The 23,495-nt window shown below is 66.0% G+C and carries 26 protein-coding genes and 1 tRNA gene; 14 read left to right on the forward strand and 13 right to left on the reverse strand.

What is annotated here, in order from left to right; all coding sequences use genetic code 11:
- Positions 1–10 precede the first annotated feature (10 nt).
- On the reverse strand, positions 11–814 hold the full coding sequence (locus tag FPZ54_RS20375) for a cold-shock protein (protein WP_145849123.1): 804 nt from the start codon (positions 812–814) through the stop codon (positions 11–13).
- A 204-nt stretch (positions 815–1,018) separates the two neighbouring features.
- Here FPZ54_RS20375 and FPZ54_RS17650 point away from each other — a divergent pair, with 204 nt between their 5' ends.
- From FPZ54_RS17650 to rpoN, 6 genes are all read left to right on the forward strand, one after another.
- The gene (locus FPZ54_RS17650) at positions 1,019–1,813 is read left to right on the forward strand and encodes a TerC family protein (RefSeq protein ID WP_145849124.1); all 795 of its coding nucleotides are present in this window, start codon (positions 1,019–1,021) and stop codon (positions 1,811–1,813) included.
- A 46-nt stretch (positions 1,814–1,859) separates the two neighbouring features.
- Positions 1,860–2,480 carry a ribonuclease D gene (locus tag FPZ54_RS17655; protein WP_145849125.1) on the forward strand — a complete coding sequence of 207 codons (621 nt, stop codon included), beginning with the start codon at positions 1,860–1,862 and terminating at the stop codon, positions 2,478–2,480.
- Positions 2,473–3,114, forward strand: coding sequence for an LPS export ABC transporter periplasmic protein LptC (lptC, locus tag FPZ54_RS17660; protein ID WP_145849126.1), 642 nt, complete (start codon positions 2,473–2,475; stop codon positions 3,112–3,114). Before FPZ54_RS17655 ends, lptC begins: the two co-directional genes overlap by 8 nt.
- Before the next feature lie 4 nt (positions 3,115–3,118).
- Positions 3,119–3,676 carry an LptA/OstA family protein gene (locus FPZ54_RS17665; RefSeq protein WP_145849127.1) on the forward strand — a complete coding sequence of 186 codons (558 nt, stop codon included), beginning with the start codon at positions 3,119–3,121 and terminating at the stop codon, positions 3,674–3,676.
- Between the two features lie 122 nt (positions 3,677–3,798).
- Complete coding sequence (lptB, locus tag FPZ54_RS17670; RefSeq protein ID WP_145849128.1) at positions 3,799–4,575, forward strand: LPS export ABC transporter ATP-binding protein; 777 nt, start codon at positions 3,799–3,801, stop codon at positions 4,573–4,575.
- A gap of 119 nt (positions 4,576–4,694) precedes the next feature.
- Positions 4,695–6,200, forward strand: a complete 1,506-nt coding sequence (rpoN, locus tag FPZ54_RS17675; protein ID WP_145849129.1) for an RNA polymerase factor sigma-54 — start codon at positions 4,695–4,697, stop codon at positions 6,198–6,200.
- 42 nt (positions 6,201–6,242) lie between these two features.
- On the opposite strand, the gene FPZ54_RS17680 is transcribed toward rpoN, so the two are convergent.
- Positions 6,243–8,273, reverse strand: a complete 2,031-nt coding sequence (locus tag FPZ54_RS17680; protein WP_239019628.1) for a DUF3857 domain-containing transglutaminase family protein — start codon at positions 8,271–8,273, stop codon at positions 6,243–6,245.
- Positions 8,274–8,366: 93 nt separating this feature from the next.
- Positions 8,367–9,293: a M28 family peptidase gene (locus tag FPZ54_RS17685; protein ID WP_145849130.1), complete on the reverse strand. Its 927-nt coding sequence runs from the start codon at positions 9,291–9,293 to the stop codon at positions 8,367–8,369.
- Between the two features lie 124 nt (positions 9,294–9,417).
- Here FPZ54_RS17685 and dapB point away from each other — a divergent pair, with 124 nt between their 5' ends.
- From dapB to FPZ54_RS17700, 3 genes are all read left to right on the forward strand, one after another.
- Positions 9,418–10,146, forward strand: coding sequence for a 4-hydroxy-tetrahydrodipicolinate reductase (dapB, locus tag FPZ54_RS17690; RefSeq protein ID WP_145849131.1), 729 nt, complete (start codon positions 9,418–9,420; stop codon positions 10,144–10,146).
- Positions 10,143–10,805: an endonuclease III gene (gene nth, locus FPZ54_RS17695; RefSeq protein ID WP_145849132.1), complete on the forward strand. Its 663-nt coding sequence runs from the start codon at positions 10,143–10,145 to the stop codon at positions 10,803–10,805. The genes dapB and nth overlap by 4 nt, the downstream gene beginning before the upstream one ends.
- A gap of 53 nt (positions 10,806–10,858) precedes the next feature.
- A tRNA-Arg gene (locus FPZ54_RS17700) sits at positions 10,859–10,935 on the forward strand.
- A gap of 53 nt (positions 10,936–10,988) precedes the next feature.
- Here FPZ54_RS17700 and FPZ54_RS17705 read toward each other — a convergent pair.
- From FPZ54_RS17705 to FPZ54_RS17720, 4 genes are read right to left on the reverse strand one after another with little or no spacing between them, the layout of a single operon-like run.
- Positions 10,989–11,828, reverse strand: coding sequence for a class III extradiol dioxygenase subunit beta (locus tag FPZ54_RS17705; RefSeq protein WP_145849133.1), 840 nt, complete (start codon positions 11,826–11,828; stop codon positions 10,989–10,991).
- A 1-nt stretch (position 11,829) separates the two neighbouring features.
- Positions 11,830–12,231 carry a protocatechuate 4,5-dioxygenase subunit alpha gene (gene ligA, locus FPZ54_RS17710; protein ID WP_145849134.1) on the reverse strand — a complete coding sequence of 134 codons (402 nt, stop codon included), beginning with the start codon at positions 12,229–12,231 and terminating at the stop codon, positions 11,830–11,832.
- Between the two features lie 3 nt (positions 12,232–12,234).
- The gene (gene purU / locus FPZ54_RS17715; protein WP_145849135.1) at positions 12,235–13,089 is read right to left on the reverse strand and encodes a formyltetrahydrofolate deformylase; all 855 of its coding nucleotides are present in this window, start codon (positions 13,087–13,089) and stop codon (positions 12,235–12,237) included.
- Positions 13,086–13,973: a methylenetetrahydrofolate reductase gene (locus FPZ54_RS17720; protein ID WP_145849136.1), complete on the reverse strand. Its 888-nt coding sequence runs from the start codon at positions 13,971–13,973 to the stop codon at positions 13,086–13,088. The genes purU and FPZ54_RS17720 overlap by 4 nt, the downstream gene beginning before the upstream one ends.
- Before the next feature lie 116 nt (positions 13,974–14,089).
- On the opposite strand from FPZ54_RS17720, the gene FPZ54_RS17725 reads away from it, so the two are divergent.
- Both FPZ54_RS17725 and desA read left to right on the forward strand, forming a co-directional pair.
- On the forward strand, positions 14,090–14,803 hold the full coding sequence (locus FPZ54_RS17725; RefSeq protein ID WP_239019629.1) for an alpha/beta fold hydrolase: 714 nt from the start codon (positions 14,090–14,092) through the stop codon (positions 14,801–14,803).
- A gap of 19 nt (positions 14,804–14,822) precedes the next feature.
- A complete protein-coding gene (desA, locus tag FPZ54_RS17730) occupies positions 14,823–16,214 on the forward strand; it encodes a syringate O-demethylase (protein ID WP_145849138.1) in 1,392 nt (463 codons plus the stop codon).
- 56 nt (positions 16,215–16,270) lie between these two features.
- Here desA and FPZ54_RS17735 read toward each other — a convergent pair whose 3' ends face one another.
- Genes FPZ54_RS17735 through FPZ54_RS17745 form a run of 3 tightly spaced genes read right to left on the reverse strand, consistent with a single transcriptional unit; the run spans position 16,271 to position 18,160 of the window.
- The gene (locus FPZ54_RS17735; protein WP_145849139.1) at positions 16,271–17,020 is read right to left on the reverse strand and encodes an IclR family transcriptional regulator; all 750 of its coding nucleotides are present in this window, start codon (positions 17,018–17,020) and stop codon (positions 16,271–16,273) included.
- 14 nt (positions 17,021–17,034) lie between these two features.
- Positions 17,035–17,244, reverse strand: a complete 210-nt coding sequence (locus FPZ54_RS17740) for a hypothetical protein (protein ID WP_186457020.1) — start codon at positions 17,242–17,244, stop codon at positions 17,035–17,037.
- A gap of 16 nt (positions 17,245–17,260) precedes the next feature.
- Positions 17,261–18,160 (reverse strand): LysR family transcriptional regulator, encoded by a 900-nt coding sequence (locus FPZ54_RS17745; protein ID WP_145849141.1) that lies wholly within the window; start codon positions 18,158–18,160, stop codon positions 17,261–17,263.
- Positions 18,161–18,264: 104 nt separating this feature from the next.
- Between FPZ54_RS17745 and FPZ54_RS17750 the strand changes: the two genes are divergently transcribed.
- The 3 genes from FPZ54_RS17750 to FPZ54_RS17760 are packed head-to-tail and all read left to right on the forward strand — an operon-like array spanning position 18,265 to position 21,278.
- Positions 18,265–19,167 carry a VOC family protein gene (locus FPZ54_RS17750; RefSeq protein ID WP_145849142.1) on the forward strand — a complete coding sequence of 301 codons (903 nt, stop codon included), beginning with the start codon at positions 18,265–18,267 and terminating at the stop codon, positions 19,165–19,167.
- 3 nt (positions 19,168–19,170) lie between these two features.
- Positions 19,171–20,328, forward strand: coding sequence for an alpha/beta hydrolase family protein (locus FPZ54_RS17755; protein ID WP_145849143.1), 1,158 nt, complete (start codon positions 19,171–19,173; stop codon positions 20,326–20,328).
- Complete coding sequence (locus FPZ54_RS17760; protein WP_145849144.1) at positions 20,328–21,278, forward strand: fumarylacetoacetate hydrolase family protein; 951 nt, start codon at positions 20,328–20,330, stop codon at positions 21,276–21,278. The genes FPZ54_RS17755 and FPZ54_RS17760 overlap by 1 nt, the downstream gene beginning before the upstream one ends.
- Here FPZ54_RS17760 and FPZ54_RS17765 read toward each other — a convergent pair.
- Genes FPZ54_RS17765 through FPZ54_RS17775 form a run of 3 tightly spaced genes read right to left on the reverse strand, consistent with a single transcriptional unit; the run spans position 21,275 to position 23,494 of the window.
- Positions 21,275–22,048 (reverse strand): SDR family NAD(P)-dependent oxidoreductase, encoded by a 774-nt coding sequence (locus FPZ54_RS17765; protein ID WP_239019630.1) that lies wholly within the window; start codon positions 22,046–22,048, stop codon positions 21,275–21,277. The genes FPZ54_RS17760 and FPZ54_RS17765 overlap by 4 nt on opposite strands.
- Positions 22,035–22,928, reverse strand: coding sequence for an NAD-dependent epimerase/dehydratase family protein (locus tag FPZ54_RS17770; protein WP_145849145.1), 894 nt, complete (start codon positions 22,926–22,928; stop codon positions 22,035–22,037). The genes FPZ54_RS17765 and FPZ54_RS17770 overlap by 14 nt, the downstream gene beginning before the upstream one ends.
- A complete protein-coding gene (locus tag FPZ54_RS17775; RefSeq protein ID WP_145849146.1) occupies positions 22,928–23,494 on the reverse strand; it encodes a cupin domain-containing protein in 567 nt (188 codons plus the stop codon). Before FPZ54_RS17775 ends, FPZ54_RS17770 begins: the two co-directional genes overlap by 1 nt.
- Position 23,495 lies beyond the last annotated feature (1 nt).

The raw sequence follows: 23,495 nt of genomic DNA on the forward strand, positions 1-23,495 counted from the left end.
GAAATGGCCCTTACGAGCCGGGCGTCAGGTTCACCGCAGCATATTTGCCGCGACGGTCCACCTCGAGCTCGAACTCAAGCCGGTCGCCTTCGTTCAGCGTCGGCATACCGGCGCGCTCGACGGCGCTGATGTGCACGAACGCATCGGGTTGGCCATCGTCACGCTGGATGAAGCCAAAGCCCTTCATCGCGTTGAAGAACTTGACCGTGCCGGTCGCCTTTTCACCGGTCAGCTGACGCTGCGGGCCGCCCATGCCGCCTGCCGCGCCGCGTTCGGGACGGTCGCGCGGAGGACCGCGATCCTCGACCGGGAGCGGTTCGCCCTCGATCTTCAGGTCGGTCGCACTGATTCGGCCACCGCGATCGACCAGCGTGAAGCCGAGCGGCTGACCCTCGGCCAGACCGGTCAGGCCCGCTTGCTCGACGGCGCTGATATGGACGAACACGTCCTCACCGCCATCGTCACGCACGACGAAACCGAAACCCTTTTGCGCGTTGAAGAACTTCACCACGCCGGTGCCTTCGCCGACAACCTGGGGGGGCATACCGCGACCACCGCCGCCACCGCCACCAAAGCCGCCGCCACCGCCGCCGCGATATCCACCGCCGCCGCCGCCGCCAAAGCCGCCACCGCCAGCACCACCGCCGCCAAAACGATCACCGCCGCCAAAGCCGCCACGACCACCGCCGCCGAAGCCGCCGCGTTCCTCGAATCCGCCGCCGCCGCCGCCGTAAAAATTATCGTCGCCGAAGCCTTCGCGCTTGTCCCTGCCACGTCCGCCGCGCTCGCCGCGGCGCCCTCGATCGAAACTCATTGCCCTGTTCGTCTTCCCGGTTCGCCCAACTCAAATTCGAAGACCTACGCCGGACGAAGACGTGGGTATTCCGGCGTTTTCGACACGCCTATGGATTCGACTCATAGACCAGAACGGCACAATGCGCGAACGATTTCGTCGTATTTTCGCCACCGCTCCCGCAGATACTTGCGCGGCACCCCGTCCGGCGGCACAGAACGCGCCATGGATATCGCCTCATTAATCGTCGATCCGGCCGCCTGGGCCGCCCTCGTCACCCTGATCGTGATGGAGGTGGTGCTCGGGATCGACAATCTGATCTTCATCTCGATCCTGACGAACAAGCTGCCCGAGCACCAGCAGCAAAAGGCACGCCGAATCGGCATCGGCCTGGCGCTGGTCATGCGAATCATTCTGCTCTCGATGATCTTTGTCATCGTCTCGCTGACGACTCCGGTATTCGATCTGGGCATTCAGGGCGCGACCGGTCCGCATGGCGAACCCAGTTTCGAAACCGCATTTTCGTGGCGCGACCTGATCCTGATCGCTGGCGGCCTGTTCCTGCTGTGGAAGGCGACCAAGGAAATCCACCACACGATCGATCCGGTGCCGACCGATCATGCCGTGCTCGATAAGAAACAGGTCGCGACGATGAATTTCGGATCGGCGATCTTTCAGATCATCCTGCTCGACATGGTGTTCTCGGTCGATTCGATCCTGACCGCGGTGGGCATGACCGACGAGATCGCGATCATGTTCGTCGCGGTGATCGTGACCGTGGGGATCATGCTGGTCGCCGCCGATCCGCTGGCGAACTTCATCAAGCGCAACCCCACCGTCGTGATGCTCGCGCTCGGCTTCCTGCTGATGATCGGCGCGGTGCTGATCGCCGACGGGTTCGGGGTGCATGTTCCCAAGGGCTATATCTACGCGGCGATGGCCTTCTCGGCGACGGTCGAGATGCTGAACATGGCGGCCCGCCGCCGGGCGGAGAAGAAGGCCGCCGCCACCGGCGAATGATCGGCACGTTATTGTGAGTTCAGGGATAAGCGGCTAGGCGCAGGCGATGGCCGTTTACCTGCACGAAGAAGACCTGCCCGCGGACGTATTCGCGCCGGGCGCCGATATCGCCGTCGATACCGAGACGATGGGCCTCATCACGCCGCGCGACCGGCTGTGCCTCGTCCAACTGTCCGATGGCGGCGCCGACGAGCATCTGGTGCGGTTCGGGCCGGGCAGCGACTATGCCGCGCCGAACCTGCGCGCGCTGCTCGCCGACCCGGAACGGGTAAAGCTCTATCATTTCGCGCGCTTCGATCTCGCCGCGATCCGCCATTATCTGGGCGTCGTCGCCGCGCCGGTCTATTGCACCAAGATCGCCTCGCGCCTCGTGCGGACCTATACCGATCGGCACGGGCTCAAGGATCTCGTCCGCGAGCTGCTGGGGCAGGAGATCAGCAAGCAGCAGCAATCGTCCGACTGGGGCGGGCCGGTGCTGTCCGACGCGCAGAAGGATTATGCTGCGTCCGACGTGCGCTATCTCCACGCGATGCGCGAGGAGCTCGACCGCCGCCTGGCGCGTGAAGGGCGGACGGCGCTGGCGCAGGCCTGTTTCGACTTTCTGCCGCACCGCGCCGATCTCGATCTCGCGGGATGGCCCGAAACCGATATCTTCGCGCATGTCTGAGATTGCTGTCCAGGAACGCTCGCGGCGCAAGCGCTGGGCGCGTCCGGGCAGCAGCCATGACCGGATCGTGAAGACGCTGCTCGCAATCCTTCCGGCGGGAATTGGGGTGCTGGGCGCGTTTCTGGTGATGGCGCCACTGTTTATGGGCGGCGACGTGTCATTCATGCTCGACAAGAACAAGGTCGATGTCGCGAGCGAACGGCTGCGCATCCAGTCGGCGCGCTATCGCGGCGCGGATGCCAAGGGGCAGCCCTTCGTGCTCCAGGCCGGGTCCGCCGTGCAGAAAAGCTCCGCCGAGCCGGTGGTTCAGCTCAACGACCTGACCGCGGGCATCCGCCTGCCCGAGGGCCCCGCCGAGGTGAAGGCGGAGCGCGGGCGGTACGACATGGAGACCGAGCAGGTCGCGGTCGACGGGCCGATCCAGTTCCGCACGTCGGACGGCTATCGCCTCGACACGCGCGATTCGACGCTCGATCTCAAGTCACGCAAACTCACCGGGACCGGCGAAGTTTCGGGCAGCACACCGCTCGGCAATTTCAGCGGCGACAAGATGACCGCCGATCTCGACAAGCGGACGGTGAAGATCGAAGGCAATGCGCGCTTGCGGATCGATCCCAAGCACGCAAATAGGTGACATCATGCCCGCTGCGCCCAACCGCCCCCTTCTGATCGCCGCGACCGCCGCGCTCGCCACGACCATCGCGATCGGGGGCGCCGCGCTCGGCCAGTCGCGCCATGATTCCAACGCGCCGATCGATTTCGACGCGCAGAGCATCGAGCTCCAGGACCGGGCGAATCGCGCGATCCTGTCGGGCGGGGTGACGATCAAGCAGGCGAACATGACGCTCACCGCATCGCGCGTGACGGTCAGCTACACGGGGCAGGTGATCGACGGCTCGCCCTCGGTCTCGCGATTCGACGCGTCGGGCGGGGTCACCGTATCGCGCCCGGACCAGACCGCGCGCGCGCAATATGGCGTGTACGACATCAACCGCCGGGTCATCACGATGCTGGGTGCGGTGACGCTGACCCAGGGCAGCAATACGGTGAGCGGCGGGCGGCTGACGCTCGACCTCGACACCGGTCGCGCGTCGATCGACGGATCGGGCGTCGGCACGACCAGGGCGCCGGATGGCAGTGTCGTCAAATCCGGCGGGCGGGTCACCGGGCGCTTCACGGTTCCCGAACGCGACTGATCCCGCGATCGAACGGCCCGCGATCCTTGCGGGTCGCCGCATTCGTCATACATGCACGAAACTTGCCAAGTGACGGGCGGCCACGGATTCGCTAGACAGGGCGCGCCAACGGAAAGGGTATCATGGCTGACGTCGAAACGCTGGAACCGGCCGCTGCGGATCTGGGCAATGTGCCTGCTTCGGGCCTGGCCGTGGTCTCGATTGCCAAATCCTATGACAAGCGTGTCGTGCTTTCGGACGTGTCGCTCTCGGTCGGGCGGGGCGAGGTGGTCGGGCTGCTGGGCCCCAATGGTGCTGGCAAGACGACCTGCTTCTATTCGGTGATGGGGTTGGTGAAGCCGGACGCCGGCCGGATCATGCTCGACGGGCAGGATATCACCCCACTGCCCATGTATCGCCGTGCGATCCTGGGCCTTGGCTATCTGCCGCAGGAGACGTCGATCTTTCGCGGGCTGACCGTCGCCAAGAATATTTCCGCCGTGCTCGAACTTGCCGAACCGGACAAGGCGGCGCGCGCGCGGCGGCTGGAGCAGCTGCTGGAGGAATTCGGGCTGACGCGGCTCCGCGATGCGCCCGCAATGGCGCTGTCGGGCGGCGAGCGGCGGCGCGCCGAGATCGCCCGTGCGCTGGCCGCCGATCCGTCGATCATGCTGCTCGACGAACCATTTGCGGGCATCGACCCGATCTCGATCGCGGATATCCGCGACCTGGTGAAGGAGCTGAAGACGCGCAATATCGGCGTGCTCATCACCGACCATAATGTCCGCGAGACGCTCGACATCGTCGATCGTGCCTCGATCATCTATGACGGCCGCGTGTTGTTCGCGGGTTCGCCCGCCGATCTGGTCGCCGACGCCAATGTCCGCCGCCTGTATCTGGGCGAAGGATTCTCGCTCTAGCTTATGTGCCCGCGCGCCCATCCCCTCCGTCACCCCAGCGAAAGCTGGGGTCCTGTGGTTTCGGAGCGTGCGCTTGCACCATCAGACCCCAGCTTTCGCTGGGGTGACGAACCGCTGACATGAGCCTCGCCCCCCGCCTCGATCTGCGCCAGTCGCAATCGCTGGTGATGACGCCGCAGCTTCAGCAGGCGATCAAGCTGCTGGCGCTCTCAAATCTCGAAATCGAAACCTTCATCGCCGAGGAGCTGGAAAAGAATCCGCTGCTCGACGCGACCCGGAGCGACGATGAGCGCGGCGATATCGATACGCCCGAACCGACCGATCCGGTCGTCGAACGCGACGGCCCGGCGGATTCGAGCGAACTGATCGCGGCGGGCGACGCCACCGGCGAGGCCGCGCTGGATGTCGATCTGACCGCCGAGACGTTTCACCATGACAGCCCCTCCGATTCGGTCGGCGGTCTCGATGGCGGGCTGGGGATGAGTGGTACCGGCGCTGGCGGAGCGGAGGACGGGGCCGATTTCGACAGTTTTTCCGCGCCCGATCTCAACCTTGCCGATCATCTGACGGCCCAGATCGGCGCGGTTATCGACGGTGCCGATCTGTTCATCGCGCAGCATCTGATCGACCAGATCGACGAGTGCGGCTATCTCACCGCCTCGTTGCTCGACATCGCCACGCGGCTGGGCGTCCCGCTCGCGCGGGTGGAGGCGGTGCTGGCGGTGATTCAGACGCTCGATCCCACCGGCGTGGGCGCGCGCGACCTGGCCGAATGCCTGGCGCTTCAGGCGAAGGAGGCGGACCGCTACGATCCCTGCATGGCGGCGCTGATCGCCAATCTCGACCTGCTCGCGCGCGGCGAGCTCGGGCGGCTCAAGCGCATTTGCGGCGTCGACGACGAGGATATGGCGGACATGATCCGCGAGCTGCGCAGCTACGATCCCAAGCCCGGCTGTCGCTATGGCGGCGATCCGATGCAGGCGGTGACTCCGGACATCTTCGTCGCGCAGCGCGGAACCGGCTGGGCGGTCGAGCTGAACAGCGCGACGCTGCCCCGCGTCCTCGTCAACCGCGCATATTATGCCGAGGTGTCGACCGGGCCGCAGGACAAGTCGAGCAAGGCCTGGCTGTCCGACATGCTCGCCAGTGCCAATTGGCTGGTCAAGGCGCTCGACCAGCGCCAGCGCACGATCATCAAGGTGGCGGGCGAGATCGTGAAGCAGCAGGAGGCGTTCTTTCGCCACGGCGTCAGCCATTTGAAGCCACTCACGCTGCGCCAGATCGCCGATGCGATCGAGATGCACGAGTCCACCGTCAGCCGCGTGACGAGCAACAAATATCTCTCCTGCGCGCGCGGGCTGTTCGAGCTCAAATATTTCTTCACCTCGGCGATCCAGTCGTCCGAAGGCGGCGATGCGGTGTCGGCCGAAGCGGTGAAGAGCGCGATCCGCGCGCTGATCCAGGCGGAGGATCCGAAGAAGATCCTGTCCGACGACACGCTGGTCGAACTGCTCAACGCCAAGGGCTTCGACATCGCCCGGCGTACCGTCGCCAAATATCGCGAATCGATGGGGATCGGCAGCTCGGTCCAACGGCGCCGGCAAAAGGCGTTGCAGGGCGCCTGAGGCGGAGCCGGCCAGCCCTTCAGGACCGACCGGATTCAACCGCTACCGTTTCGTCGATGCGTGCAGGCAGGGGACGTCGTCTGCCGTCCAGTCGATTTCGAACGTCGCCGGCACCCGCGTGCGCTTGGCGATCTCGCCCTCCTGAGCCGGGTCGAAATAGATCCAGGCCATACTGTTGTCGAACTTGGGCAACCGGGCATTGTCCGCACGTGCGCGCGCCGCGTCGATTTCGGGCGTTTCGACACGGCTTCCCCGAACCATCCGGATGGCGCCGTCGCGCAATTCGAATGCGCGGTAATAATTGCGCCCGAAGAACCGCGTGTCGAAATCGCTCTTGAAGGACCATTGGCTGCTCTTGGTGGTGCGCGGCACCCGCACCGTGGTGACATGGCAGCTGAAGCCGGGTTCGGTGTAAAAGGGAATGGACGCGTCCTGCTCGGCGGCGCGGACACGCTTGTCCGGCGGATTGAACCCGCCGCCGGGCAATGACAGCGAGCGATTTCCGCCGCCGTCATTGTCCCAATCCACCGTACCTGTGCCGCTAATGGTCATGACGCTCGCCTGGCTTTTTTCATCATAGTGCCAGCGCACGTCGTCGATGCTTTGCCAGGTGTCGCCGACCATTTGCTGGCGCAGGCCGTCGAGCAGCTGGCGCGAGGTCACCCCGGATAGCTGGGCATGCTCTCCCAGACCCTTCAGCCCGCGGCTGATGTTCGTGGTGGTGATGCGCGCCGGTTTGTCGAACCCCTCCCGCGCGTCGATCTCGTACAGCACGATCTCATCGGGACGTGCGGCGGGGCGCCATGCAATTCGTTCGATCGAGGTTCCGGCGCTCGATAGCGGAAGAACCCATCGATAGGGCAGCACGGGCTCGATCGAGGGGGCCGCCACCGGTGGGAGCGTGCCGTCCAGATAATGCGGCACGCCGCCGATCCGCGCGCGAATGAGAACATGGTCGAACATGCCGGGGTTCGGCAGCCGTTGATCCAGCCCGTCATCCATCCCGCTATTGTTCGCGAGGACGACCTCCGCCTCGATGCCCAGTTCGGTGAGCAGGGCGAGCAGCATTGCTGTCTTGCCCTTGCAATCGCCATAGCGGCGTTGCCATGTTTCCTCCGCGGACGCCGGTTTCAGATTCCCGCCGTTCAAGCCGACATAGATGTAGCGCACATCCTGCTGCACCAGCTTGAGCGCCGCGCGCGCGCGTTCCGCGGGGTCGCTGTGCGCGGCGGCGATCCGGGCGGCTTCCTGCGTGAGCGCCGAGCCTTTCGCGAGCTTGGCCGCTGTGGCGTAGAGCGGCGCGAAATGCCGGGAAATCGCGGCCCAATCGGCGAAGTCGGAATATTCGACAATGCGCTGCCACTGATAGCGGGGCGGGGAATCCTTGGGTGGGGTCAGGTATTCCGGATTGTCGAACCGGAAGTCGACGGCCCCGGTCGCCTGTTGCACGATGGCCGACATGTCCGGCGTCATCTTGATCGCCGGGCGTGCCTTTTCGGTCCAGTTCAGTCCCAGCCGATAGCGTCCCGCCGCCGGCTGCGGGCCGAGGAGCAGCAGTCCGGCATTCGCATTCCCCAGCGTCGGGTCGTTTCCGGGAAGCGTGAGGCTGACTTCCAGCTCGTCGCCGACGCGCAAATCGGGCACGCGCAGCACTGCGGTCAGGATGCCGTTGAGCTGGGCAGCTTCGAGCTGATCCTCCCGGCGCAGAATATCGAACGACGCGGTCTCCAGCACATCGATGACGGTGTCGCCGCGATAGACCTTGATCAGATGGACGACCGGGGTGCCGGACGCCGGGCTCCATGACAGGGCAATATTGCCGACCCGAAGCGCATTGGCGTGAAGGATTTTGATCCGATAGGCATTGTGCTGGAACTGGCCGGCATCGTCGAGATGGATGATCGTGTCCTGACGCCGGACGAAGATCTGGCCCTCAGGTTCGGCGGGAACGGGGATCAGGTCGGAGGGGCGGGCCCAGTCCGGTACCGGACCCCGGCCCACCTTGTCGGTTTGTGCCAGCGCGGGCGCTGCCCAGATTGCGCCGATGGCGAGCACGCCAAGCCAATGTCCCACACATTCCCCCTATAGCCCTGATTTGTATAGTGATCGCAGCGGCCGCGATCTTGCAAGGGTTTTGCAGCGCGGCGTGGCCGGACGCGGGTGCAGTTACTCGGTTCGTCCCGAATCGCGCGCGATCGCGTCCAGTTCGCGGTCGAACAGCCGCGCCGCCTGCAGCGCGGTAAAGGCGGAGCGGGCGAAGAAGTCCTTCGGGATTGCCGCGTAATCGTCCCCCGGCTGGTGATAATCGGCATAATCCTCGACCCCGAAATAGGCGAAGGGGATGCCCTTACGGTGGAAGACCGCATGGTCCGAGCCGTCGGTCCAGTCGTCGACGCCCGTCCACGGTGGGCCGTCATGCCCAAGCTTGAGTGTCACCGTCGCCTGCGCGACGAGCCGTTCGAAGCGCGCGCGCAGGAACGGATAGTGGTGTGCGCCGGCCAGCCAGAGTTCGTTCCGGTCGCTGCGGCTCATCATGTCGAGATTGAGGTTCAGCGCGATGCGCGAGAGCGGGATCGGCGGGGCGGCGGTGAACGCCTTCGCGCCGTAAAGCCCCTGTTCCTCGGCATCCCATAGCGCGAAGATCACGTCATGCGCGGGCCGCTCGTGCGCGAACGCCTCGGCGATCGACAGCAGCACCGCGACGCCCGACGCATTGTCGTCGGCGCCGTTGAACACCTTGCCGTCGCGGATGCCGAAATGGTCGTAATGCGCGCCGATCAGCAGCACCCGGTCGCTCTTGCCCGAGCCGCGAATCCCGCCGATCAAATTGACGCCGTTCAGCGTCGCGCCGTCATGCTCGGCCGCGAACGGCTGTTCGAAGGTCGCGATCACAGGTTCGAGGCCGATCGCCCGCATCCGTTCGAGCAGATAGGCGCGCGCCTTTGCCGATCCTGCCGTGCCGACCAGTCGCCCCTCCATATCGTCGGCCGCGAGGATTCGGACATCCTCATACAACTGCGGCCAGGGTGGGGAATCGCTGGCGGCAATGGTCAGGCAGGCGGCGGCGACCGGCGCCAGGAGACGGAGAAACATCGCCAATGTGTCGCTGCCAACCGCCTGCCTCGCAAGCGAAAAGCACCGCGATTCGACCCGGTGGACGCTTCGGAACGCCAAATCCGCTGTTGCAGTCCGCGCCGTCCCCGGCCAAGCACCGGGCATGACCAGCATCGGTATCTATGGCAGCCTTGGCCGGATGGGCGCGGCGATCCGGGACATCATGGCCGCACAGGGCGTCCGCTATGCAGGCGGGGCTGATGCCGGGGACGATCCCGCCAATCTGGCGCGACAGGCTGATGCGCTGGTCGATTTCTCGACGCCCGTGGCGCTCGCCGCGCATCTGGCGGCCGCGCGGGATGCAGGGACGCCGATGGTGATCGGCACCACTGGGCTGAGCGCGGCGGACCACGAACTGATCGACGCCGCCGCGCGCGACATTGCGGTGCTCCAGACCGGCAATACGTCGCTGGGCGTCGTACTGCTGACGCGGCTGGTCCGCGAGGCTGCGGCGCGGCTCGGCCCCGACTGGGATATCGAGATTGTCGAGGCGCACCACCGGCACAAGCTCGACGCGCCGTCCGGCACCGCGCTGATGCTGGGCGAGGCGGCGGCTGCGGGACGCGGCGTATCGCTGGGCGAGGTGCGTGTCGCTGACCGCGCCGGCCTGTCGGGTGCGCGGGCCGAGGGGACGATCGGCTTCGCCTCGCTGCGCGGCGGCAGCATCGTCGGCGATCACAGCGTGATGCTGGCGACCGAGGGCGAGCGGATCGAGCTGTCGCATCGCGCGGAGGATCGCGCGATCTTCGCCCGCGGTGCCGTGCGGGCGGCGTTGTGGCTCGCCGACCAGCCAGCCGGGCGCTACACGATGGATGCGGTACTCGGGCTTTGAAGAAGGCGGATATATTCGCTTTTTTCGAGCGGTTGGCTGCCGCCAATCCGCACCCCGAAACCGAACTCGAATCGGTCAACGACTATACGTTGCTCGTCGCCGTGGTGCTGTCGGCCCAGGCGACCGATGCCGGGGTGAACAAGGCGACCAGGCGCCTGTTCGCCGCAGTCGATACGCCCGAAAAGATGGTCGCGCTGGGCGAGGATGGGCTGAAGGAACACATCAACACGATCGGCCTGTTCAACAGCAAGGCGAAGAACGTCATCGCCCTGAGCGAGACGCTGATCGCCGAGCATGGCAGCCAGGTACCCGAGGATCGCGATGCGCTGGAGAAGCTCCCCGGCGTCGGACGCAAGACCGCGAACGTCGTGATGAACGTTGCGTTCGGGCATGAGACCTTCGCGGTCGACACGCATCTGTTCCGCGTCGGCAACCGCACCGGCCTTGCACGCGGCAAGACCCCGCTGGCGGTCGAGAAAAAGCTGGAGGCAAGCGTGCCGCAGCCGTTTCGCCTTCACGCCCATCACTGGCTGATCCTGCACGGCCGCTATATCTGCAAGGCGCGCACCCCCGAATGCTGGCGCTGCCCCGTTATGGACCTGTGCGCCTACAAGCCAAAAACGCCCGCGCCCAGGGCCGGGAAAACAGCGATCATTTAGGCTGGCGTTTAGGCTGGCGTCGCGCATCGCGCTTTGCTAGGCGCGTTCACCACGCACCCGTAGCTCAGCTGGATAGAGCGCTGCCCTCCGAAGGCAGAGGCCACAGGTTCGAATCCTGTCGGGTGCGCCAGTCCTCAACGCCGTCCCGAGCGCCGCAATGACGACGCGCCCCCTCGTGTCGGCTCAGACGTTCTCGAGCACCAGATGCCCGACCGCGGTATTGGAAGCGGGAACGTGGTAGAAACGGTGCCGCTCGACCGCGCCCTCGCCCAGCGCGCCGCGCATGATGAGCCAGGTGATCAGTTCGATTCCCTCGCTGCCCGCCTCGCGCAGATAGTCGAGATGGGTGATCCCGCGCAGCGATTGCGGATCGCCAACCATGCGGTCGAGAAAGTCAGTGTCGAACGCGCGGTTGATGAGGCCCGCGCGCGGTCCCTGGATCTGGTGGCTCATCCCGCCCGTGCCCCAAACCTGAACCCGCAGATCCTGCGGGAAGCTGGCAACGGCGCGGGCCAGCGCTTCGCCGAGCCGCCAGCACCGGTCGCCAGAGGGCGGCGGGAATTGCGTGACGTTGACCATGATCGGCACCACGCGCACCGGCCAGCGGTCCACCGCGCCGAACATCAGCGACAGCGGCACGGTCAGGCCGTGATCGACATCCATCGCGTTGATGAGGGTCATGTCGAATTCGTCGAGAATCAGGCTCTGCGCGATATGCGCCGACAGTTCCGCATGTCCTTCGACGACCGGCACGGGGCGCGGCCCCCAGCCTTCGTCGGCAGGGGTGTAGGCGTCGGCGCACCCGATCGCAAAGGTCGGCACGACGTCGAGCATCAGGCTGGTCGCGTGATCGTTGAACACCAGAATGACGACCTCGGGTGCCGCCTCGGCCATCCAGGCGCGGCTGGGCGCGTAGCCATCGAAAATCGGTGCCCAATAGGGTTCCGCCGTCTTGCCATTGTCCAGTGCCGCGCCGATTGCGGGTACGTGGCTGGTGGTGACGCCTGCGGTAATCCGGGCCATCTTACCAGCCTCCCTTGATCGAACGATTGCCCTGCGGTGTGCGCCCGCCCGCGATCATCATCGCGGTATAGTCCGCGACGTCGAGGTCGGTCATGGTGCTGACCGCCTGTGCGACGCTGATGCCGTCGGTGCTGGCGATCTTGACGAGGAAATAGATGTTTCCGCCCAGCGCGATCATGCGGTTGTAATCGCGCGCCAGCACCGCATCGCGCTGCTCTGCTGTCATCGCAAAGGTCGCGAGCCAGCCTGCTTCGTCCGCGCGGAAGCGCTGGCGGTTTTCCTCCTTCATCAGCGACATGCAGAACCGGTGGAGGTGATAGGCACGCCGGGCGCTGTCGGCGGTGAAGATGGTGGTGCCCGGAATGTCGTGCAGATCGGCAAGATCGTAGGGGAGGTCGGGCATCGCTTATGCCTTGAAAATGACGGTGCGTGCGCCGTTGAGCAGTACGCGATCGTCGAGATGATAATGAACCGCGGTCGCCAGCACGCGGCGTTCGATGTCGCGGCCCTTGCGCACCAGATCGTCGGGGATGTCGGCGTGCGAGATCGCCTCGACATCCTGATGGATGATCGGACCTTCATCGAGGTCGGCGGTCACATAATGCGCGGTCGCGCCGATCATTTTCACCCCGCGCCGATAGGCTTGATGATAGGGTTTTGCGCCTTTGAAGCCGGGCAGGAAGCTGTGGTGGATGTTGATGCACCGGCCCGAGAGGAATGCGGCGAGATCGTCGGACAGGATCTGCATATAGCGCGCCAGCACGACGAGTTCGGCGCCGGTCTGTGTGACGATCGCCTTGATCGCTGCCTCCTGCTCGGGCTTGGTGTCCGGGGTGATCGGGAGATGGTGATAGGGAATATCGCCGATCATCGACGTCGCCAGCGCGGCGCGCGGATGGTTGGAGACAATGCCCACGACGTCCATCTTCAACTCGCCAATGCGGCGGCGATAGAGAAGGTCGCCCAGGCAATGATCGAACTTCGACACCATCAGCAGCACGCGGGTCGGGCGCGAATTGACCCGGAACTTCCACTCCATGGCCCAATTTGCGGCAAGCTCGGCAAAGCGACCCTCGATCGCGGCGACATCAGCCGCCGGGGCGTCGAACACGGTGCGCATGAAGAAGCCGCCGGTGATCGCGTCATTATATTGCTGCGATTCGACGATGTTGCACTCCGACTGGGTGAGGAACCCTGCCACTGCGGCGACGATGCCCTGCCGGTCGGTGCAGTGGAGCGTGATGGTGCAGGTCTCGGTCATGCGCTCGGGTCCAGTCCTGTCGCCCGCGCATAGCCGTCGATCCAGTCGAGCGTGCGCGCGAGCCCGCCAAAGGGGTAGAAATGCAGCCGCACCGGTCCATGGTCTGGCGTCAACCCGGCCTCCAGGGTGGCGACGAGCCGGTCCGGCCCGGCCGTGCCGATCAGATTGCCGAGCGACAGGCCATATTTGCGCAGCACCGCGGTCGATGCACCGATCCCGCACAGCGCGGCATAGCGCATCAGTGTCTTGATCCCGGCTGGCCCGGGAACACCGAGCCGCACCGGCGCGTCGATCCCGCGGCGGCGCAGTTCGCCGAGCCAGCGGACCACCGCGTCGGCGTCGAAGCCGAATTGCGTGACGATCAGCGGCGCCATGCCGCGCCGTTCGATCTCATGGCATTTGCCGTCGAGCACCGCGAAACACTCGGCCTCGGTCATGTTGGGGTGCCCCTCGGGATGCCCGCCGACGCCGATCGCGCGGATGCCGCTGCGCTCGAACGCGCCGGTCGCGATCAGCGACGCGCTGTCCGCGAACGGCCCGGCTGGAGTGGACGGGTCGCCCGCGACGACGAAGCAACGCTGCACCCCGGCCTGTTCGACCGCGGCGCCCAGATATGCCTCGAACGCATCGCGCGATTCGATCCGCCGCGCCGAAAAATGCGGCATCGGCTCAAACCCCAGCGCGCGGATCGTCTGGGCAGCACGCACCCGTGCGTCGAGGCTTTCGCCGGGCAGATAGGCGATGGCGATCGGTGTCGCCGCGGGGATACGCGAGGCGACGGCGCGCAGGGCGTCGGCATCCTTGGCGGTGATCTCGAGCGAATAGCCGTCGATCGCCGAGGTGGCGGGGCGCGACCAGTTGGGATGGATGAGGGGAGGGGGCACCGGGGTCCTCGTCCTGAGTGGAGCATCGCCCGGCGACGCGTCCGGACATTTCCAGTCTAGCGTGGGGACTCAAATTCGCATAGACGAATAATTCATGTATGTGGATTGAGGCGAGCTTGCGCGAAGACCTGCTGATCCTGCCAGGATTGATGTGCGACGCGGGCATGTTTGCGGCGACGCTCGCGGCGTTGCCGCAGGCGCGCGCGATCGACGACCATTATGGCGGTGCGGACGCTATCGGGGTGATGGCGGAGCATGTCTTGGCCTCAGCGCCGGACTGCTTCGCACTGATCGGACATTCGATGGGCGCGCGCGTCGCACTGGAGGTGATCGCGCGCGCACCCGATCGCGTCACCCGGCTGATGATCGCCGACACCGGCGTGCATGGCGTGCGTGAGGGCGAAGCTGAAAGCCGCTATGCGCTGCGCGACCTCGGTCGCCGCGAGGGGTTCGACCGGCTTGTCGATGCCTGGCTACCGCCGATGGTCGGGGAAGGCGCGCGCGCCGATGCGGCGCTGATGGCGGCGCTGCGGGCAATGTGCCTGCGCGCTGGGCAAGCGGTGTTCGAGGCGCAGACTGAGGCGCTGTTGCACCGCCCCGACACCGACGCCGTGCTACAGGCAGTCGCCTGTCCCGTGACCGTGGTGGTCGGTGACGAGGATCAATGGTCCAGCGTCGCCCAGCACGAAGCGATCGCGGCGCGGATCGCAGGCGCCGTGCTCCATGTCATTCCCGGGGCCGGGCATATGGCACCCGCCGAGAAGCCCGAAGCCTTCAACGCCCTGATCCGGGAATGGCTGGATGTCCCTGCCATCCCTTCCACGACCTGACCTTAGGAGAGGCACGACCATGACCGACAAGACGCTTCAGCAACTGCTCGACGAACAGGGCAATATCGTCGACTTCCTGCGCAACCAGCAGGTCGGCCCCAATGCCTATCCCGGCGTTCCGGCGGAATATTCCAACTGGCGCGACGAGCAATTGTCCTGGGCGAACACGGCGGTGCTGTTCAACCAGAGCTTCCACATGGTCGACCTCCTCGTCACCGGGCCGGACGCGTTCGAGATGCTGCACTATCTCGCGCCCAACAGCTTCAAGGGCTTCGTCCCCAACCGCGCCAAGCAGTTCGCGCCAGTCACCCCCGATGGCTATGTGATCGGCGACGTGATCCTGTTCTACCTTGAGGAGAACACATTCGAGCTGGTCGGCCGCGCGCCGTCGATCGAGTGGGTCGAATATCACGCTTCATCGGGCAAATGGGACGTGAAGGTCGAGCGCGACGAACGCACCGCCGCGCGGCCCGACAAGGACAGTCGCCGCAACTATCGCTTCCAGCTGCAGGGCCCGAACGCGATGAAGGTGCTCGAAAAGGCAATGGGAACGACCCCGCCCGAGCTCAAATTCTTCCACATGGCCCCGGTTCAGATCGCCGGGGTCGAAGTGCGCGCGCTGCGCCACGGCATGGTCGGCCAGCCGGGCTATGAGCTGTTCGGCCCGTGGAAGGATTATGACACGGTCCGCAACGCACTGATCGAAGCCGGCAAGGACTTTGGCCTGACGCTGTGCGGTGGGCGGACCTATGCGTCGAACACGCTCGAATCCGGCTGGATCCCCTCACCACTGCCGGCGATCTACACCGGCGAAGCGCTGGCCGAGTATCGCGCCTGGCTGTCGGCCAAATCCTATGAGGCGGGCGCGTCGGTCGGCGGCAGCTTTGTGTCGGAGCGGATCGAGGATTATTACCTGACGCCGTGGGACCTCGGTTACGGCCACATGGTTAAGTTCGACCATGATTTTATCGGCCGCGAGGCGCTCGAGCGGATGAAGGACCAGCCGCACCGCCGCAAGGTGACGCTGGCGCTCAATACGCAGGATATGGTGCGGGTAATGAGCTCGATGCTGCAAAAGGGCGATCGCGCCAAGTTCCTCGATTTCCCCAGCGCGGTCTATGCGATGCACCCCTATGACGCAGTGCTCAAGGATGGCCGCCCGGTCGGCATCTCGACCTGGATCGGCTACACCGCCAATGAAGGCCGCTTCCTGACGCTGGCGATGGTCGATGCCGATGTTGCCGAGCCCGGCACCGAAGTGACCTTCGTGTGGGGCGAGCCCGATGGCGGCACGCGCAAGCCGACGGTGGAGCGGCATGTGCAGGTCGAGATCAAGGCGACCGTCGCGCCCGCACCCTATTCGGAAGTCGCGCGGGATTCCTATGCCGAGGGCTGGCGCACGCGCGGGTGACGGGACGCAAATTCCTCCCCTGAGCTCGCTCAGGGGAGGAATGGTTGCTCGTCCCGCTACGCCCCTGCGTCGATTGCGGCGCAGGCGGCGGTCAGGCGGTCCATGATCTGCGCGCGCGCATCAGGCGTCTGGCGCAGCTTCGGCAGCGCCACCGCCAACGCGCCGACCGCGACGCCGCCGATCCATACAGGCCGCGCGATGCCGCAGACGCCGAGCGTATATTCCTCATCGGTAAAGGCGAAGCCGGTGTCGCGCACCGCTGCGATCTGGTCGCGCAACGTCGCTTCGTCGGAAACGGTGCGCGGGGTGAACAGCGGGCGGGGCGCTTCGGCGAAATAGCGCGCGAACATGGTATCGCCGAAGGTCGACAGGATCGCCTTGCCCGCCGCCATACAATGCAGCGGCGCGCGCGCGCCGACGCTGACCGCATAACGCAACGCCTGTTCGGCCGTCTCCGTCACCCGCGCTTCGATCTCCCAGTCGATCGCGGTGAAGAAAGAACTGGTCTCGTTGACCGCCCGGCGCAGTGCGCGGACATGCGGGGCGATACGGTCCTCCACCGAGATGGCGCTGGCGGGCAGCCGCAGCCGATCCAGTCCTGTCCCGGCACTGTAGCGGCGACCCTCGCGGCGCAGATAGTTGCGCTCGCACAGGGTGGCGAGCAGGTAGGAAAGGCTGCTGACCGGGATTTGCAGCGCGGCGGCAATGTCCTGCGCGGCGACGCCGCCGGGGTTGCCGACGACATATTCGATGATGTCGAGCGTCCGCATCGCGGATTTGACCGTGGGTTGCGAAGATTTGGTCATCGGGATTCCGCTGTTCAGAAAGTCAGACTATCCCGGCGTTCGGCAAACCGCCATCCGGCGTCGGTGGGGAACAGCGCCGCGTCATGGGATTCGCTCTTGTCGCGGGGGCGCAGCAGCGGCGTGCGTTCATCGCCGCGCGGGAGACCGCCCATATGCGTTGTCGCGATCATCACCGACTCCCTGATTGAGAAGCCCGTGATGCGCATCGCTTCATGGATGCGCAAGATTCATATTCGCGAATTAACTAGCGGAGCTGCGGATCAGGTCGATCAGCCAGCGCAGCCCCGGATCGTTGCTGCGCGTTACATGATATTGCGCCATTTCCACGAGCGGCGGGATCGGTAGCGGCGGGGCGACTGCGACGAGCGGAAAGTTGCGTGCCATTTGTGCCGCCAGCCGCCCCTGGATCAGCGCAAGCCAGTCGGTGTCCTGCAACAGCCAAGGCAGCATCCCGAAATTGGGGGCAATCATCGCGATGCGGCGCTGGATTCCCATCCGGTCGAGATAGGCGTCGCCGAAACTGGGCAGCCGCTCGTCGCCGATCGCGACATGGACATGGTCATAGTCCAGCATCGCTGCCAGTGTCGGCGCGCCGTTCAGCGCCGGATGTCCCGCGCGGCCGACAAGGGCGTAGGCATCCTCGAACAGCCGTTCCGACGGCAGTTCGGGCGTCACATATTCCTGCAGCGTGATCAGCAGGTCGATCCCGCCGCTTTCGAGCAGCTCGATCCGGCGCGGGCTGGGCAGCAGCAACTCGATCCGCACGCCCGGCGCGGTCGTGGCGAGGCGGGTGATGATCGGGAACAGGATCGAGGTCGCGATATAGTCCGACGTCATGATCCGGAAGGTGCGGTTGGTCGTCGCGGGATCGAAATGGCGCGAGGTCGCGATCACCCCCTCCATCGTCTCCAGTGCCTGGCGCACCTGCGGCAGCAGCGTTTCGGCAAAGGGAGTCGGATACATCCGCTTGTTGCGCGCGATCAGCAACTCGTCGCCGAAATAACTGCGCAACCGGGCGAGCGCGTTGCTCATCGCCGGCTGGCTGAGGTTGAGGCGCTCCGCCGCACGCGACACGCTGCGGTCGCTCATCAGCGCTTCGAACGCGACGATCAGGTTGAGGTCCAGTCCCTTGAAGCGCATCGCCGATCCATCATTCAGATCAATCAAAATGGATCAGAACTATAAGTTTTTCAATGCTCCCGGTTGGCGGTAGGTCAGGCGCAATCAATTTCGGAGCAGGATGTATGAGCAGGGTAAGCGAAATCCGCTATGTCGGATATGCCGTCACGGCGCTTGAGGAAGAGCGCGCCTTCTACGCCGATGTCTGGGGGCTGGAGCCGGTTCCGTCGGATGACGACATGGTCTATTTCAAGGCGCAGGGGCATGACGAGCATCATGTCGTCCGGCTGCGCGCAGCGGACTCCAAGCGGATCGACGTGATCGCGCTGGCGGCGGACAGCCGCGCCGATGTCGACGCGCTCCATGCGAAGGTGCAGGCGGCAAGGTGCCAGATCATCCACGCCCCGCGCGACCTGACGGCGCCCGGCGGCGGCTATGGCTTTCGCTTCTTCTCGCCCGACGGTCTGCCGTTCGAGATTTCGAGCGATGTCGCGCGTGGATCGAGCCGCGAGATGCAGCGCTGGGACGGCGTGCCGCAGAAGATCAGTCACATCGTGCTGCACTCGCCCGATCATCAGGCGATGGTGAAATTCTTCGTGGATGTGCTCGGCTTCCGTGTCAGCGACTGGCTGGGCGATTTCATGTGCTTCCTGCGCTGCAACAGCGCGCATCACCGCATCGCGATCCTGCCCGGGCCGGCGTGCCTCAACCATGTCGCCTATGACATGCTGACGGTGGACGACATGATGCGCGGGATCAGCCGGCTGCGGAAGAAGGGCACCGACATCCGTTGGGGTCCGGGGCGGCACACGGCGGGCAACAATACCTTCAGCTATTTCACCACGCCGAGCGGCTTTGCCGTCGAATATACCTCGGAGCTGGAGGAGGTCGATTTCGACAATCATGTCGACCAGGTGCACGTCCCCGGTCCGCAAGTGATGGACCAGTGGGGCGTCGGTGTCGGCGGCCCGCAGACCATGCCGCATCCCGAGCCCGATGCGGGCCTGTTCCAGGCGGCGGAGGCCTGAACCATGGCATTGTTCGAATATTTCCCGAATTACATCTGGAACCTGTCGGTCGCGATCGCGCTGGAGAGCGGTGGGCGGATCGGCGAGATCGTCGACATGTGCCAGCCGATCAAGGACGCCGCCGCATCGGGATCGGACGCGGGCACGCCGCAGTTCATGGCCAAATGGGTCGAGATGGGCGACAAGCTGATCGGCCTCGCGGACGAGGACGAGGCCGCCGGGCGCGGCTTCTCCGCCTCCGACAAGCTCGAACGTGCTTCGCTCTACCTGCTGGTGGCCGAGCGGATGCAGGGCCATGGTCACCCCGGCCGCGCCGAGACCTATGCCCGCGCGCTCGACGCCTTCGCGCGCTCGACCCGGCTGGGATCGATCAACCGCGAGCGCGTCGAAATCCCGCTGGCCACCGGCACCATGCCCGCACTCTACACCCGCGCCGAAGGGCCGGGACCGCATCCGGTGGTGGTTTATTGCAACGGCCTCGATAGCTGCAAGGAGCTGCTCTACTGGTCGCGCCTGCCCGAGGCGCTGGCGAAGCGCGGCATCTCGACCCTGTGCGTCGACCAGCCGGGCACCGGCGAGGCGCTGCGCCTGCAGAACTTGCCCGTCGATCCGCACAGCGAGACCTGGGCGAGCAAGGCGGTCGACTGGCTGGAAACCCAGAGCGATGTCGATCCCAAGCGGATCGGCATGACCGGCATCTCGCTCGGCGGTCATTTCGCCCCGCGTGCAGTCGCCTACGAACCCCGCTTCTCCAGCGGCGCGTGCTGGGGCGCCAACCATAATTGGGCCGAGGTGCAGCAGAAGCGGCTGAAGCGCGAAGGCGAGAATCCCGTTCCGCATTATTGGGCGCACGTCATCTGGGCGTTTGGTGCCAAGGACATGGACGACTTCCTCGCCAAGGCACAGGAGATGAACCTCAACGGCCATATGGGCGGGGTGAAGGTTCCCTTCCTCGTCACCCATGGCGCGAAGGACCGGCAGATCAGCGTCGATTATGCGCAGGATTGCTACGACCAGCTGATCAACTCGCCGCGTCGTGAGCTCAAGCTGTTCACCGACCGCGAGGGCGGGGTCGAGCATGTCGGCGCGGACAATATGAGCTTTGGTCGCGACTATATCGCCGACTGGTTCGCCGACACGCTCGGCGGGAAGCTGTCCTGATGCGCCTCGCAACGCTGCGGCGCGGCGGGCGCGACGGGACGCTGGTAGCGGTCAGCCGCGACGGCGCGCGGGTTGCGCCAGTCGCGGGCTATGCGAGGCTTCAGGTCGCGCTCGACGATTGGGATGCGGCACAGGGCGCGCTGACCGCCGCGGCGCAGGCAGCGGAGAGCGGCGAGGCGGTCCAGCCGGACGACTTCGCCGCCCCGCTCCCGCGCGCGTGGCAATGGCTCGACGGATCGGCCTTCGCCAATCACGGCGCGCTGATGCAGCTCGCTTTCGGCCACGCGCCGATCGAGACCGACCTGCCGCTGATGTATCAGGGGATGAGCCACGCATTCATCGCCCCGACCGCCGACGTGCCGCTGCCCAGCGAAGCCGATGGGATCGATTTCGAGGGCGAGTTCGGCGTCATCACCGGCGATGTGCCGATGGGGTGTTCGGCCGATGAGGCGCTGGCCCATGTCCGGCTGGTGGTGCTGATCAACGACTGGTCGCTGCGCGCGATTGCGATCCCCGAGATGAAGACCGGCTTTGGCTGGGTGCAGGCCAAGCCGGCCTGCAGCGTCGCACCGTTCGCGGTGACGCCCGATGCGCTTGGCGATGCCTGGCGCGACGGGCGCGTCCATCTGCCGCTGACGGTCGAGGTCGATGGGAAGTGGTTCGGCAGCCCCAATGGCGCGGCAATGGGCTATGGCTTTCACGAGTTGATCGCCCATGCCGCACGCACCCGGTCGCTGCCCGCCGGCACCATCATCGGTTCGGGCACGGTGTCGAATGCGGAACATGAAACGGTCGGATCGACCTGCCTGTCCGAACGCCGCGCGATCGAGATGATCGCCCATGGCGCGCCCAAGACGCCGTTCCTGTCCTTCGGCAGCCGCGTCGCGATGCGGGCAGGGGAGGGTGCGTCGCCCTTCGGCGCGATCGATCAGCTTGTGGTGAAGGGTTAACTCCCGTCCGAGATCAGCGTCCCGCCATCGACCACGATGGTCTGGCCGGTGGTGAAGCCGCCCGCATCGCTGGCGAGGTAGAGCGCGGTCGCTGCAACCTCGTCCGGCGATCCGGCGCGGCGCAACGGGGTCATGCCCAGCCGTCGCGCGGCGCGCTCCGGGCTCGACAGGATCGCGCCCGCCCAGTCGGTTTCGATCAGTCCCGGCGCGATCGCATTGGCGCGCACCCCGGACGGCCCCCATTCGACCGCAAGGTTGCGCGCCAGCTGTGCCAGCGCCGCCTTGGTCATTCCATAATGGCCCAGCATCGCATTGCCGCGCAGCCCGGCGATGCTCGACAGCAGCACGATGCTGCCCCGGCCGCGCGCCGCCATCGCCGGGGCGATATGGCCCGTCAGGCGGAGCGGGTGGAGCAGATTGATCGCATAGAGCCGCTCGCGTTCCGCCTCGTCCATCGTGTGCAGCGGCGACGCCTGTCCCGCGATCCCGGCATTGCAGACGAGGATGTCGACGCCGCCCGCCTGCGTCTCAGCCTGTTCCGCGAGGCGCGCGATCGCCGCCGCATCGCCGACATCGGTCGGGATCGAAATGCCGCCCAGCTCTTCGGCCAGCGCATCGCACGCCGCCACATCGATGTCGGCCAGGACCAGCCGCGCCCCGGCTCCCGCAAACAAGTGCGCTATCGCCAGCCCGATCCCGCGCACCGGCCCGGTGATCAGCGCGGTGCGCCCGTCGAGGCGGAAGGCAGCGAGGGGGTCAGAGGTCGGCAAGCACCGCCTCGACCAGCTCCGCCAGGCTGACATCATGCCGGAAGCCAAGCGTATCGGCGCGCGGGGTGGCCAGGTCGGGATAGCTGCCGAACATTGCGCGCGTCGCCGGAATCTCCTCGAACCGGATGCCCGAGACATCGCCATGGCGCGCCAGTTCAGCAACCAGATCGCCGATGGTCACGCGCAGCGCGGGAAGCGTCACCGCGTCTTGCGCCGTCCGTTCGCCGAGCGCTGCGACAATCAGATTGGTCGCGCAGCAGCGGACCGACATCAGCCAGCTGGTGGCGTCCGCCGCCACCGGCACACGCAGCGGCGTCCCGGCCAGTGCCGAGTGAAAAATGTCGCTGAGAAACGCCGAGCCGAACCCGCCCGCCGCTGCAGGGCGCGCGACGATGCCGGGCAGGCGCAGCGCAAGGCCGCTCACCGCGCCGCGCCGTACCGCGTCGGCAAAGGCCAGCTCGACCATGCGCTTGTGCGTGCCATAAACGCTGGCCGGGGTCGGCACCGTGGCATCATCCATCTGGTCGGGCAGCGCGCCGCCGAACACCGCGATCGACCCGGCGATCACCAACCGCCGACCCCGCATCGCCTCGATCAACGCGAGCGGCACGCCGAGATTGATCGCGCGCGACGTTGCGGGTTCGCGCTCTGTTGCGCCGCCAGGCAGCGCGGCAAGGTGCAGCACCGCGTCGATGCGTGGCGCCGTCAGCGCTGCGATTATTGCCGGGTCGGACAGATCGCCTTCAAGCGTTTCGTGCGCATCGAACCCCGCCAGCTCCCGATCCGCCAGCAGCAAATCGACCCCCGGTTGCTGCGCCTCAATGTGGCGCACGACCGCCCGGCCGACGAACCCCGCCGCGCCGGTGATCGCCAGCAACATTACCGCTTCAGTTCCGGCGCGAATTCGCCGTCGATCAGGATGAAGGCGATGCGGCAATTGGCGTCCGACCGGTTCGACCAGCCATGGTTGGTGCCGCGCTGGATCACGATGTCGCCCGCGCGCACGGTCGTCTCGCCCTCGTCCATGATCAGGACCAGCTCGCCCTCCAGCACGATGCCATAGTCGATCGTCTCGGTGCGGTGCATCAGCGCATGGCGGCTACCCGTGCCAGAATGCGCCGACGCGTCACCCGCGCCGACCTCGGCGAAATGCGCCTGCGCCTCTTCGGGCGACATGGTGCGGATCTCGTCGCTCTCGGGCGGGATGTCGAGCACGCGGATGCGCGTGCCGCCCTTGGGCGGAGCGAGCTTGATGCCGTCCTCATGCGGCTCGCCCGATGCAGCGTCGAGCAGTGCCGGGGTTTGCTGCGTATTCCAGATCTCGTGGAACAGCGGACCCGACGGCCCGCCAATCTGCTGGACGCGCGGGGCGGCGCCATCCTCCTGGATGATCGCGCGGCCGCTGGCGTCATGGCCGGTGACGACGCGGCGGACTGGCTTGGTCATG

This window comes from Sphingomonas suaedae, assembly GCF_007833215.1.
Taxonomy (GTDB): domain Bacteria; phylum Pseudomonadota; class Alphaproteobacteria; order Sphingomonadales; family Sphingomonadaceae; genus Sphingomonas; species Sphingomonas suaedae.